The sequence below is a fragment of the Sanguibacter massiliensis genome (assembly GCF_900240335.1).
GTDB classification, from domain to species: domain Bacteria; phylum Actinomycetota; class Actinomycetes; order Actinomycetales; family Cellulomonadaceae; genus Flavimobilis; species Flavimobilis massiliensis.
The window spans coordinates 1,380,419-1,393,526 of record NZ_LT964979.1; the positions used below are offsets into that span (position 1 = coordinate 1,380,419).

At 73.7% G+C, this 13,108-nt stretch carries 11 protein-coding genes; 6 read left to right on the top strand and 5 right to left on the bottom strand.

All coding sequences use genetic code 11. The features are described from left to right. Positions 1-33: 33 nt before the first annotated feature. The 4 genes from C1729_RS06505 to mtrA form a co-directional block, all read right to left on the bottom strand. On the bottom strand, positions 34-750 hold the full coding sequence (locus C1729_RS06505) for a ComF family protein (RefSeq protein WP_102509221.1): 717 nt from the start codon (positions 748-750) through the stop codon (positions 34-36). 82 nt (positions 751-832) lie between these two features. Then, positions 833-2,713: an LpqB family beta-propeller domain-containing protein gene (locus C1729_RS06510; protein ID WP_102509222.1), complete on the bottom strand. Its 1,881-nt coding sequence runs from the start codon at positions 2,711-2,713 to the stop codon at positions 833-835. Continuing rightward, entirely contained in the window at positions 2,710-4,395 is a 1,686-nt protein-coding gene (gene mtrB / locus C1729_RS06515; RefSeq protein ID WP_102509223.1) for an MtrAB system histidine kinase MtrB, read from the bottom strand. The genes C1729_RS06510 and mtrB overlap by 4 nt, the downstream gene beginning before the upstream one ends. After that, positions 4,392-5,075 (bottom strand): MtrAB system response regulator MtrA, encoded by a 684-nt coding sequence (gene mtrA, locus C1729_RS06520; RefSeq protein WP_102509224.1) that lies wholly within the window; start codon positions 5,073-5,075, stop codon positions 4,392-4,394. The genes mtrB and mtrA overlap by 4 nt, the downstream gene beginning before the upstream one ends. A 139-nt stretch (positions 5,076-5,214) precedes the next feature. On the opposite strand from mtrA, the gene C1729_RS06530 reads away from it, so the two are divergent. From C1729_RS06530 to C1729_RS06550, 5 genes are read left to right on the top strand one after another with little or no spacing between them, the layout of a single operon-like run. Next, the gene (locus C1729_RS06530; RefSeq protein ID WP_165375437.1) at positions 5,215-6,462 is read left to right on the top strand and encodes a DUF7847 domain-containing protein; all 1,248 of its coding nucleotides are present in this window, start codon (positions 5,215-5,217) and stop codon (positions 6,460-6,462) included. Position 6,463: 1 nt separating this feature from the next. Further along, positions 6,464-7,132, top strand: coding sequence for a DUF4129 domain-containing protein (locus tag C1729_RS06535; RefSeq protein WP_102509227.1), 669 nt, complete (start codon positions 6,464-6,466; stop codon positions 7,130-7,132). Next, a complete protein-coding gene (locus tag C1729_RS06540; protein WP_102509228.1) occupies positions 7,129-8,337 on the top strand; it encodes a DUF4350 domain-containing protein in 1,209 nt (402 codons plus the stop codon). The genes C1729_RS06535 and C1729_RS06540 overlap by 4 nt, the downstream gene beginning before the upstream one ends. Beyond that, positions 8,334-9,419, top strand: coding sequence for an AAA family ATPase (locus tag C1729_RS06545; protein ID WP_242493741.1), 1,086 nt, complete (start codon positions 8,334-8,336; stop codon positions 9,417-9,419). Before C1729_RS06540 ends, C1729_RS06545 begins: the two co-directional genes overlap by 4 nt. A gap of 34 nt (positions 9,420-9,453) precedes the next feature. Then, complete coding sequence (locus C1729_RS06550; RefSeq protein WP_102509229.1) at positions 9,454-10,884, top strand: DUF58 domain-containing protein; 1,431 nt, start codon at positions 9,454-9,456, stop codon at positions 10,882-10,884. 318 nt (positions 10,885-11,202) lie between these two features. On the opposite strand, the gene C1729_RS06560 is transcribed toward C1729_RS06550, so the two are convergent. Further along, positions 11,203-12,189 (bottom strand): stage II sporulation protein M, encoded by a 987-nt coding sequence (locus C1729_RS06560; protein WP_102509231.1) that lies wholly within the window; start codon positions 12,187-12,189, stop codon positions 11,203-11,205. Between the two features lie 57 nt (positions 12,190-12,246). On the opposite strand from C1729_RS06560, the gene C1729_RS06565 reads away from it, so the two are divergent. Beyond that, positions 12,247-13,056, top strand: coding sequence for an RDD family protein (locus C1729_RS06565; RefSeq protein ID WP_102510562.1), 810 nt, complete (start codon positions 12,247-12,249; stop codon positions 13,054-13,056). Positions 13,057-13,108 lie beyond the last annotated feature (52 nt).

The window sequence follows — 13,108 nt, forward strand, 5'->3', positions numbered from 1 at the left end:
CTCACGTCGAGCCTATCCCGTCCGCCGCCGTGCTCACAGCACCTGGGTCCCTGGCGTTGCCGCGAGGACGACCGCCCCGAGCACGCAGCGCCCCGCCGCGACGAGCGCGTCGTGCACCGCCGCGAGGGTCGCGCCCGTCGTGAGGACGTCATCGACGACGACGACGGGCGTCGACACGTCGCCCGCGCGGGCGACCAGCGCCCCTGCGAGGTTCCTGCCGCGTGCGTCGCGGCCGAGCCCCGCCTGGTCCCGCACCCACGCCCGACGCCGCAGCGCGCCCTCGTCGCACCGCGCGTCGACACCCCCGGCGCGCAGGCCCCGCACGAGACCCGCCGCGAGGACCTCGACGGGCACGCAGCCGCGGCGCAGCGTCGAGCGCGGCGACGACGGCACGGGCACGACCGCGACGGGGCCGGGCGTCGTGGCACGCACGACGCGCGCGAGCGCGCACCCCGCACGCTCCATAGCGTCCGCGAGCGCCGCGTCAACGTCCCGCCGTCCGCCGTCCTTCCAGGCGACGACGAGGCCGTGGACGGGTCCGCGCAGTGCCGCGAGCGCCCACACGGGCAGGGGCGGCAGCCCGTCCGTCCGGTCGAGCCGTGGCGCGCCCTGCTCGCAGCGGTGCGGACCTCCGAGCAGCGTGACGCATGCGGGGCAGAGCACGAGACCCCGGGCGCCGCAGCCCGCGCACGCGAGCGGGACGACGAGGTCGCCGAGCCGCGCCAAGGGTCGCCACCGGGCCTGGTCCACCCCGAGATCCTCACGTACGACGGCCGCCGGGAACGCTGACCTGTGGACGCCCGGCCCGGTTCTCCGGCCTGGGGTCGACCGGTCAGCCCGGGTACGTGAGCCTGCGCACGCCCGAGACCACCGGCGTCCAGTTCGTGCCCGTCGCGCCGCGGCCGAAGACCTCGCCGTCCGACGTCTCGACGTACACCGCGCGCCGGCCACGCCCCGCCGTGAGCGCCACGGCACTATCGACGGTCGACATCGTCTCGCTCGTCCCCCCGACCGGGACGACGTACGCCGCGAGATGCGCTCCCCCGGGCGGTGCGCCGAGGACGACGAGTGTCGACTCGTCGACCCAGTCGACGTCCGTCACGGTCGTGAGGGACGCGCCGCCGCTCACCGGAGTCGTGAGCCCCGTCGGCGTCCCGTCCTCGGCGCGCACGACGCCCGCGACGAAGACCCGCGCGCTCCCCGGCGCCCCGACGACGACCGCGACACGGGCCCCGTCGCGCGCGACGCGCAGCGCCACGACGCTCGTGTCCTCGAGCCACGGGGCCTCGAGCAGCAGCGGCTCGTCCGCTCCCGGCGTGAGGACCATGAGCGCTGGGCCGTGACCGCTTCCGGCCGTCCAGATGCGTCCCGTCCGGTCGACCGACGGCACGACGAGGTTCTTTCCCTCGACGAGCGACGTCGGCGGCGCCCCGTCGGTCGCGAGCCGGAGGATCCGCGACGTGCCCTCCCGCGCGACGAGGACCGTACCGTCGGCCGACGAAGCGAGGCCCGTGACGTCGACGCCCTCGAGCGGCGCCACGCCCTCGACGGGCGCAAGCTCCCGACCCTCGAGCCGGACGAGGACCGAGTCCTCGGTCCTCAGTCCGATGGGCGGCCCTCCGGGCGACAGGTCGCGCTCGAGCTGCAGCGGCGACGCCCCCGTGAGTGGCACTCCGCCCACCCTGAGGTCCACGCCCGCCACGCCGAGCGGTCGGAGGGTCGCGTCGATCTGTGCGGCGAGGAGCGACCGCTGCCGTTCGTCCGCCGCGAGCACCTGCTGGCTGAGGTCGACCGTCACCCGGCCGGTCTCGTCCGGCCGCACGCCCTCGACGGAGAGCGTCGTCCCCTGCGGAGCACCCGAGACGACGACGTCACGCAGCAGCGTCGACGGCCCTGCGAGGAGAGACGAGATCGCGTAGGACGCGTGGTTCTCACGCGGGAACCAGCGCACCTCGGGAACGAGGAACGCGAGATCCGTCGTCGCGAAGTACACCGACGTCGACTCGTAGGCCGCGCGGAAGTTCGGCTGCGACACGAGCAGACCGTCCGGGACGGCGGCGATCCGCCACTCGCCCTCGGCGGTCCGCTCGAGCTCGACCTGGACGTCCTGGACCGCCTCGGGATCCGCCTCCGTGAGCCGGCCCGCCCCGTCGACGGACGCCGACACGCGGGCGTGCCCCGTGAGCGCGAGACGAGTCGACGTCGCGACGTCGAGCGTCGGCGTAGGGGACGGCACCTCCGTGCCGCCCTCGGTGCCGCCTCCGGTCCCCTCCCCGTCCGGCACCGTCGCGGCGCCCGAGCGCGACGGCTCGTCCGCTGCCGCGCCGGAGTCCTGCCCCTCGGCCGTGTTCGGGCTCGGGCTCGGGACATCGTGCGGGTCGTCGAACGCGAGATCACCCGCATAGACGGTGATGCCCGTGCGGGGGTCCCACGCGTCGACGGCCGCAGGCGTGAGGAACGCCCGCGCGGTCTCGAAGCGGTCGACCGCGCCGGCGGCCTGCGCCGTGACGAACCCGCGGACGATCTGCTCGGGCGACGCGCCAGCGACCGGCCCGTCGATGATGAGGTAGATGGGGTCCTGCCCGTCGACCGCGTCGGCCGCGCCACGCGTGACCGGCCCCGCGGTCGGGAGCGACACGCACCCGGCCAGGGCCGCGGCTGCGAGCGCCGCCACCGCCGTGGTGCGGGCACGCTGCGCTCTCGACGCCGTCATGACTCCTCCTCGTCGCCGTCGGTGAGCACGGGCACGGACGCGGCGCCGAAGCCGCCAGGGGCGCTGCTCGGATCGTGGTGCTCAGGGTCTCGCGGCTCGGCGCTCTCGGGGACGAGCGGCACAGGCGACGTCACGAGCCGGATGCCTGCGCGGCGTGGGAGCGTGAGCCGGAACGCCGCGCCCTCCCCCGGACGCCCCCAGGCCTCGAGCCAGCCGCCGTGGAGCCGCGCGTCCTCGAGAGAGATGGCGAGACCGAGGCCGGTCCCCCCGGTCGTGCGCGCCCGCGCCGGGTCGGCGCGCCAGAACCTGTCGAACACGCGCGACGCGGCCTCCGCGGTCATCCCGACACCGAAGTCGCGGACGTGGACGGCGACGGCGTGCGCGTCCGACGCGACCGTCACCTCGACGGGACCGTCCTCGGCGTGCTCGATCGCGTTGACGAGCAGGTTCCGCACGATGCGCTCGAGACGCACTGGGTCGACGTCGGCCCGCGCGGGGGTGTCCTCGTAGTCGACCGAGAGGAAGACGCCCTTGGCGCCGGCGAGCACGACCGCGTTGTCGACGGCACGGTCGACGATGTCCCGCACGTCGCGGTGCTCGGCGTCGAGCGTCGCCGCGCCCGCGTCGAAGCGCGAGATCTCGAGGAGGTCCGCGAGCAGCGACTCGAAGCGGTCGAGCTGGAGCGAGAGGAGCTCCGCGGAGCGCCGCACGACGGGATCGAACTCGTCCCGCGCGTCGTTAATCATCTCGGCGGCCATGCGGATCGTCGTGAGCGGCGTGCGCAGCTCGTGCGAGACGTCGGAGACGAAGCGCCGCTGGACGGCGCTCAGCTCCTCCATCTGCTCGATCTGCCGCTGGAGGCTCGCGGCCATCTCGTTGAACGACCGGCCGAGCGTCGCCATCTCGTCGCTCCCCCGCACGGCGAGCCGCTCCCCGAGATGCCCCTCGGCGAGCCGCTCGGCGCTGAGCGCCGCCCGCTGGACGGGGCGGACGACCTGACGGGTCGAGACATACGTGATGACGACGAGGATCGCGATGAGCGCTGCCGCTCCGACCAGCAGCACGCTCTGGATGAACCCGAGCGTGTCCTGCTCCGCGGCGAGCGAGTAGACGAAGTAGAGCTCGAACGGCCCCGCGAGCGGAACCTCGACGAGCGACCCGACGACGATCCCGGGACCGGACCCGGCGACAGTCGGGATCGCGACCGACTGCCACAGCTGCCCCTCGCCGCGGACGACCGCGGCGCGCAGATCGTCGCTGATGAGCGGGATGAGCGACTGCGCGGTCGTGATGTCGACGATCCCCGGCGCCACCTGAGCCGCCTCGGTGCGCAGGAGGACGACCTCGCGCGAACTCGTCCCGCTCGAGCGCAACTTGGGCAGCATGTCGTTGAGCAGCAACTGGACCTGCGTCGAGGTCGCCGCCGTCGAGGTGTCGAACGTCAGCTGGGCCTGCTGAGTCGTCCGCGCGGAGTCGAGGAGGACCTCCTCGAGCCGCTGATCGAAGACGCCGTCACGGATGGATCCCGAGAGGTAGCCGCCGAGCACGAGGAGCAGGACGGTCCCGACGACGAGCGCGGTCGAGACGACCTTGACCTGGATCGAGCGTCGCCAGTGGTGCACGAACCTGCCGAGCGGACCGAGCCGCACGGGCGCCTCCGCGTCGACAGCCTCGGTGCTCATGCTCCCGAGGAGCCTGCGCGATAGCCGACACCACGGACCGTCACGACGATCTCGGGCCGCTCGGGATCGTGCTCGATCTTCGAGCGGAGCCGCTGGACGTGAACGTTGACGAGGCGAGTATCCGCCGCGTGCCGGTAGCCCCAGACCTTCTCGAGGAGCACCTCCCGCGAGAACACCTGCCACGGCTTGCGCGCGAGCGCGACAAGCAGGTCGAACTCGAGGGGCGTGAGGGAGATCGCCGTGCCGTCGCGCAGGACGCGGTGCCCGGTGACGTCGATCTCGAGGTCGCCGACGGTCAGGCGCTCGGCCTCGACCTCCTCGTTGCGGCGCAGCCGCGCACGGATCCGCGCAATGAGTTCCTTGGGCTTGAACGGCTTGGACACGTAGTCGTCGGCCCCGGCTTCGAGGCCCAGGACGACGTCGACCGTGTCGGTGCGTGCCGTGAGCATGATGATCGGGACGCCCGACTCGGCGCGGATGAGCCGGCAGACCTCGTTGCCGTCCTTGCCCGGCAGCATGAGATCGAGGAGCACGAGGTCGGGCTTGGCGGCACGGAAAGCCGCGAGCGCACCATCGCCGTCGGCGCAGAAGGACGGCTCGAAGCCCTCCGAGCGCAGGACGATGCCGATCATCTCCGCCAGTGCGGTGTCGTCGTCGACGACGAGGACGCGTTCCTTCATGGCGGCCAGTCTGCCATCTGGCGTGGTCACATGGTGCGGACCGGCCTGCGCGGCGGGTGAGGTTCGTGGCACGATGGCGCGTGTCCGCGCGGCGAGAGGTGCCGTCGGGCGCACCGACGGGGGCTGGGAGGTCGCACGGATGTCGAGCGGAGACGGTACGGGGTGGGGTCAGCCGAACCCCGACGGGCACGACGGGACGCCGCGGCCGGAGCCTCGGTACGGCCAGTACGCGCCGACGCCGCCGGAGCAGCCGCAGTACGGCCAACCCCAGTACGGGCAACCGCAGTACGGCCAACCGCAGTACGGCCAACCGCAGTACGGCCAACCGCAGTACGGGCAGCCCCAGTACGGGCAGCCCCAGTACGGGCAGCCCCCCACCGGCTACGGGCCGCCGCAGGGATTTGCGGGCCCGCCGCCCTCGTTGCGCCCCGGCATTATCCCGCTGCGTCCGCTCAGCCTCGGTGAGCTGTTCGACGGCGCCTTTGGTGCGATTCGCACGAACCCGCGCGTCATGGTCGGTCTCACGACGCTCGTCGTCGCGATCACCGTCGCGCTCGGCATCCTCGGTCAGCAGGCCATCACGGACCTCTTCCCACAGATTTTCGGCACCGGCCTCGGCGAGTTCTTCGGCGAGGAACTCTCGACTTCCGAGGTCGAGGAGATGCAGTCCGTCGTGGCGCCGCTCGTCGCGACGATCCTCCTCACCCCGCTCATGTCGCTCGTCGTCACGCCCGTGATGACCGGCATGCTCACGGTCTCCGTCTCCCGCTCCGTGCTCGGCCACCGCGCGACGACGGGCGAGATTTGGGCGGCGACACGACCCGTCGTGTGGCGCCTCATCGGGTTCGCGCTTCTGCTCGGCCTCGCGTCGAGCATCGTCGTCGCCCTCGGGATCGGGCTCGTGGTCGTGGTCGCGCTGCCGCTCGCGTCGAGCACCAAGGGCGGGCTCGTCACGATCCTCGTGGCGATCTTCGTCGTGCTCGGGCTCGTCGTCCTCTTCACGTGGTTCGCCGTCCGCACGATGCTCATCGCGCCGTGCATCGTCCTCGAGAAGCTCCCGATCGGCACGGCGATCGTCCGTGGATGGGGCCTCACTCGCGGCGGGTTCTGGCGGCTCCTCGGCATCTACATCCTCGCCCTGATCGCCGTGAACTTCGTCGCGCAGATCCTCGTCGTCCCGATCGGCTTCGTCTTCGGGCTCCTTGGGGCGTTTCTCCCCCTCGACGCGGCGATGACCGGGGTGACGGTGCTCTCGACGCTCATCAGCTACGTCGTGACCATCACGTTCCTCGGCTCGCTCGTCGCGCTGCTCTACATCGACGTCCGCATGCGTCGTGAGGGGCTCGACGTCGAGCTCGCCGCCGCAGCAGCACGCGAGACCCCCTGAGGTGCTTCCACTCCCGCGGCTCGCACTGAGCATCCCCGTCGACCCCGACGCGCCGACCGCGCGCCGGTGGCTCGAGGACGAGCTCGCGCGGCCGGAGTACCACGAGGGCCCCTCGCTCCTCGAGCGCTTCCTCACGTGGATCACCGAGAAGATCGGCGCGCTGCTCGCCGCGGGAGGTGACGTCTCCCCTGCCCTCCTCGTGACGCTCGTCGCCCTCGTCGTCGCAGTCGTCGTCGCCGCGGTGTGGATCGCCGGACCTGCCCGGCTGCGCGCCAAGCGACTCGCACCTGGGGCGGTCGCCGCGGCCGACGACGCACGCACCGCCGCGCAGATGCGAGCCGCGTCGCTCGACGCCGCCGCACGCGGTGATCTCGCGACCGCGGTCGTCGAGCGGTTCCGCGCCGTCGTGCGCGCCGCCGAGGAGCGAGTCGTCCTCGCCGAGCTCCCCGGACGCACCGCGGACGAGGCTGCGACCGAGCTCGGTGCCGCGTTCCCCGGCGCGGCTGCGGGCGTGCGCGCCGCCGCCCGGCTCTTCGACGACACGCTCTACGGCGAACGTCCTGCCACGGCGCAGCACCTCGCGACGCTCGTCGCGCTCGACGAGGAGCTCGACGCGAGCCGGCCGCTACCCTCGGCCGAGCGCGCCGCCGTCCCCGGGAGGCTCGCATGAGCGCCGACGTTGCACGCACCGACGACGCCGTCGGCGTCACGGGCGACGGGTCCGACGTGCGGTCGCGCGTCCGCGCACGTTGGCGGCGGTGGCGGTGGCCCCTCGGGGTCGTCGTCGTGCTCGTCGCCACGGTCCTCGTCCTCACCGTGCTCTCGCCGCGCCGCAGCTCCGTCCCGCTCGACGTCGCGAACGTCGGCGACGACGGCGCCCGGGCCGTCGCCCAGGTCCTGGGCCGGCAGGGCGTCGACGTCGTGCAGACCACGAGCGCATCCGACGCCACGCGCAGGGCGCAGAGCGGCTCGACCCTCGCGGTCGTCGGCGGCGGTCCGCTCGCCGACGCGGTGCTCGACGAGCTCGCACACGCGCGCGCGGACCTCGTGCTCGTCGGCGTCGACGCCGACGCCGTCGCACGACTCACGGCGGGCCGTGTCACGGCCGGCACCACCGGCACCGTCCCGACCGTCCCGCTCGACGCAGGCTGCGCCGACCCCGACGCGGTCGCCGCAGGACGCATCGCGGTGCTCGGCACGACGTACGTCGCGGGCGAGGGCGCCACGGGCTGCTTCGTCGTGCCCGGGACGACGGCCGCAGCCGTCGTCTCCGTCGTCCTCGACGATGGTCGTCGCGTCGACGTGCTCGGCTCGACCGATCTCGTGACGAACGGTGCGGTGGCGCGCGACGGCAACGCGGCGCTCGCCCTGCGCACCCTCGGACGGCACGCCGACCTCGTGTGGTTCCTGCCGCGCGCCGTCGCGCCGGTGGTCGAGGGCGTCGGCCCGCAGTCGCTGCTCGACCTCCTGCCCGACGAAGGCGGGGCGCTCACGCTCCTCGCCGCGTTCGTCGCCCTCGCGGCGGTCCTGTGGCGCGGCCGCCGGCTCGGCCCTGTCGTCTCCGAGGCGCTCCCCGTCGAGGTCCGCGCCGTCGAGTCGACGTACGGTCGCGGCCGGCTCTACCGCCGCGCCTCGGCACGCGGGCACTCCGCCGCCGCGCTGCGCGCGGGCGCCGCCGACCGCATGGCGCGCAGGGTCGGCCTGCCCCGCTCGGCGGACGGCCCGACGCTCGTCGATGCCCTCGCGCGGGCGACCGGCCGCGACGCCCCGTCGATCACCCAGCTGCTCCACGGCCCCCCGCCCTCCGACGACGCGGCGTTCGCCGCCCTCATCCACCAGCTTGACCAGCTCGAGAGAGAGGTTGACCGCTCGTGACCGACGAGAACATCCCGACGCAGGACGCCGCGGTCCCCACCAGCGCCGTCCCCGCGAACGCCGCGCCCACGGTCGACGCGCCCACCGCACCGGCACCGGCCGCGCCGGAGACCCGGCCCGCGGAGAGCGACGAGGCCGCACTCCGCGCGGCGCTCGCGGCCGTGCGCGCGGAGGTCGCCAAGGCCGTCGTTGGCCAGGACTCCGCCGTGACGTGCCTGCTCATCGCGCTGCTGTGCCGCGGGCACGTGCTGCTCGAGGGTGTTCCCGGGGTCGCCAAGACGCTCCTCGTGCGCACGCTGTCGGCCTCGCTGTCGCTCGACACGGCGCGCGTGCAGTTCACGCCGGACCTCATGCCCGGCGACATCACGGGCTCCCTCGTCTACGACGCACGCACGGCCGAGTTCTCCTTCCGCGAGGGCCCCGTCTTCACGAACCTCCTGCTCGCGGACGAGATCAACCGCACGCCCCCGAAGACGCAGTCCTCGCTCCTCGAGGCCATGGAGGAGCGCCAAGTGTCGGTCGACGGCACGCCGCGCCCTCTGCCGGACCCGTTCCTCGTCATCGCGACGCAGAACCCCGTCGAGTACGAGGGCACGTACCCGCTGCCCGAGGCACAGCTCGACCGCTTCCTCCTCAAGGTCGTCCTGCCGCTCCCCGAGCGCGAGCAGGAGTTCGAGATCCTGCGGCGCCACGCGACCGGCTTCTCGCCGCGTGACCTCGCAAGCGCGGGGGTCAGCCCCGTCGCGGACGCAGCGACCCTCGAGGCCGCGCGCGAGCGCGTCGCACGCGTCCAGGTCGCACCCGAGATCCTCACGTACATCGTCGACCTGTGCCGCGCGACGCGCAGCTCGCCGTCGCTCTCGCTCGGCGTCTCGCCGCGTGGCGCGACCGCGCTCCTCGCGACATCGCGCGCGTGGGCGTGGCTCGCGGGCCGCGACTACGTGACGCCCGACGACGTCAAGGCGCTCGTCACGACGACCCTGCGCCACCGCGTCCAAGTCCGGCCCGAGGCCGAGCTCGAGGGCGTCACGGCCGAGTCGGTGCTCGCGACGGTACTCGCGAGCGTGCCGGTCCCCCGATGACGCTCGCTCCTCACCACGGCGCCGGGGAGGCCCAGTGGTCGTGACCGGTCGCGCCGTCGCCCTCCTCGGGCTCGGCGCGCTGCCCGTGATCCTGCGCCCCGAGGTCGCGACGGTCCTCGCGTGGGTCGTCCTCGTCGTCCTCGTCTGGGTGCTCGACGTCGCCCTCGCGGCGTCGCCGCACCGCCTCACGGTCGCCCGCACGGTGCCCGCGTCGGTGCGCCTCGAAGAGCCGACGACGTCGACCGTCGTCCTCACGAACGTCTCGGGGCGTCGCGCGCGCGGACTGCTCCGCGACGCGTGGCCGCCGTCAGCGGGCGCCGCAGCGCCGGTCCACGACTTCGACGTCCCTGCGGGCGAGGGTGCCCGGATGCGCACGACGCTCGTGCCACAGCGCCGCGGCGACCGCACGGCAGCAGGCGTGACGGTGCGGACGTACGGTCCGCTCCGCGTCGGCGGGCGTCAGGTGACGCTCGACGTCCCGGCGACCCTGCGCGTCCTGCCGCCCTTCCGCTCGCGCCGTCACCTGCCGTCACGGCTCGCGCGGCTGCGCGAGATGGACGGACGCTCGGCCGTCCAGGTGCGCGGCGAGGGCACGGAGTTCGACTCCCTGCGCGAGTACGTCATCGGCGACGACGTCCGGTCGATCGACTGGCGGGCGACGGCGCGCGGCGGCGACGTCGTCGTGCGCACGTGGCGTCCCGAGCGTGACCGTCGGGTGCTCATCGTCCTCGACACGTCACGGACCTCGGCCGCACGCATCGGCGACGAGCCGCGGCTCGACGCAGGCATCGAGGCGTCGCTGCTGCTCTCGGCGCTCGCGTCAGGCGCCGGCGACCGTGTCGAGCTCCTCGCGTTCGACCGGCGTGCGCGTGCACGTGTTGCGGGCGCGTCCGGTGCGCGGCTCATGCCCGCGCTCGCGGAGGCGCTCGCGCCCGTCGAGCCGCAGCTCGTCGAGACGGACTGGCCCGCGCTCGTCACGGCCGTCGGAGAGCGGCTCAGCCAGCGCGCGCTCGTCGTCCTCCTCACGACGACGGACCCGGCGGCCGTCGAGGCGGGGCTCCTGCCCGTCGTCGACGGGATCGTGCGCGACCACCTCGTCGTCGTNGCGCTCGTCACGGCCGTCGGAGAGCGGCTCAGCCAGCGCGCGCTCGTCGTCCTCCTCACGACGACGGACCCGGCGGCCGTCGAGGCGGGGCTCCTGCCCGTCGTCGACGGGATCGTGCGCGACCACCTCGTCGTCGTCGCATCCGTGCGGGACCCGGAGATCGACGAGCTGCGTCGCACCCGCTCCGACGTCGAGGGGCTCTACGACGCTGCGGCCGCCGAGCGCGGCGAGCTCGAGCGGACATCGGTCGCGACCGTCCTGCGGCGACGCGGCGTCGAGGTTCTGCACGCGCCGCCTGACGAGCTCGCGCCCGCGCTCGCCGACCTCTACCTCGCGCTGAAGTCGGCCGGCCGGCTCTGAACCGACCGGCGCGCACGTCGCTTCGGCGTGCGTAGCGTCCCGGCGAGCCTCGTCGCGTGGCTGCGTTCGGTCGGGGCGGGCCCCATGTCGCTGTCTGCGAGGATGGGTGTCATGAGTGCGCCCCAGCAGACCGAACGTGAACGCCGCCGCCGCAGGGTGGCCCTCGTCGTCGTGGGCGCGATGATTGCGAGCTTCGTGATCCCGGCGCTGACGATCCTCGTCCTCTGAGGCTCCGTCACGCCCGACGCCGGACGGATTGACGCGGCGCCCCCTCGAACGGGGTCACGGCGTCAGTCCGTCGTCACGACGCCCGCTCGACTACGCGTAGAGCTGGACGCCGCCTGCGCGGTCCTCGTCGAGGTCGCCCGTCTCCCCCGCCCGCACCGCTCGGCGGCCAAGAACCGTCACCCACGTCCAGAACGCGGCGAGCACGATCGCCCCGATGACGATCTTCACCCACCACGGCAGCGTCGACCCCGTCACCCAGCCCTCGACGATGCCGGACACGGCGAGAGCCACCGCGAGCGTCACGACGATCGTGAACGTCGCACGGCCCTCCTGGGCCAGAGCGACGCCGCGCGGGCGCCGGCCTGGATCGACGATCGTCCAGAACAGCCTCAAGCCAGCCGCTCCCGCGACGAAGATCGCAGTGAGCTCGAGCAGCCCGTGGGGCGTGATGAGCGCGAAGAAGATGTCGAGGCGGCCGTGCTCGGCCATGAGCCCGCCCATCGCCCCGACGTTGACCGCGTTGTTTGCGAGGACGTAGAACGGCCACACGCCCGTGATGCCGAGGGCGATGCACTGGGCGGCGATCCACGCGTTGTTCGTCCACACGGTGAGGGCGAAGTCGAGCCCCGGGTCGTAGTACTGCGCGAAGGCCTCGTCGACGTAGTGCTGCTGGTCCTCAGGGCTGCCGAGCAGCGCGAGGATCGACGGGTCGCTCGCGGCGGCGAAGCCCGCGACGACCGCGACGAGCACGCATGCGGCGGTCACCCCGTGGACCCACCAGCGGATGCGGTAGACGGCAGCGGGGGCGCTCACGGTCGCGAAGCGCACGACGTCGGACCAGCGCGGGTCGTGCGCGCCCGCGAGCGCGTTGCGCGCGCGGGAGACGAGCACGGAGAGCCGCTGCACGAGCCCGGGGTCGGGCGCGCTCGACCGCACGACGGACAGGTGCGTCGCGACCGACTGGTAGAGCCGCACGAGCTCGTCGGCCTCCGCGCCGCCGAGCCTCCTGCGACGCGTGAGCTCGGCGAGCCGCTGCCACTCGGGCTCGTGCGTGAGTCGGAAGGCGTCGAGGTCCACGACCGCTACCCTAGCGGGAGCGGCTCGGACGGCGAGCGCAACATCCAGGGAGGTCATGTGCGCGACGGCATCGTCACCGGGGAGGGCGTCGTCGTCGATGCCCGGCCCGCCGCATTCCTCACGCGGGGCCTCGCACTCCTCCTCGACCTCGTCCTCCTCACGGTCGTCATCCTGCTCACCGTGTGGATGATGTCGGGGGTCTCGCTGCCGACCGGGTACGAGGGGCCGATCATCATCGCTCTGCTCGTCACGGTCACGGTCGTCATCCCCACGACGATCGAGACCCTCACGCGTGGGCTCTCGCTCGGCAAGCTCGCTCTCGGAATCCGGGTCGTGCGCATGGACGGTGGCCCCATCACGGTGCGTCACGCGTTCATCCGCGCGCTCGTCGCCGTCGGCGAGACATACCTGACGTCGGGGGCCCTCGCGCTCACCGTGTCCCTCCTCAACGAGAAGGGACGCCGGCTCGGGGACCTCCTCGCGGGCACGTACGTCGTGCGCGACCGTGGTCGCAGCACGGTCGACGTCACGCTCGTCATGCCGCCCCAGCTCGCGGCGTGGGCGCGGACCGCGGACATGCGCCGGCTGCCCGACGGTCTCGCGCTCGCCGCGCGTCAGATGCTCTCGCGCGCGCACCGCCTCGCGCCGGCCGCACGCGAGCGTCTGGGTCGGTCTCTCGCGGCGGAGACCGAGCAGTTCGTCGCGCCCGGTCCGCCGCCGGGCACGCATCCGGAGGCGTTCCTCATGGCGGTGCTCACCGAGCGCCGCGAGCGCGAATGGGCGTCGGCCCAGCGCACCCGGGACGCGGCGCTCGAGCAGGCCTCGATGATCCACCGTCTCCCGTACGGGGTTCCGGACCCGTCCTGAGCAGGCGCCCCCGCGCACGACGACGGGCCGCACGCACCTGGGTGCGCGCGGC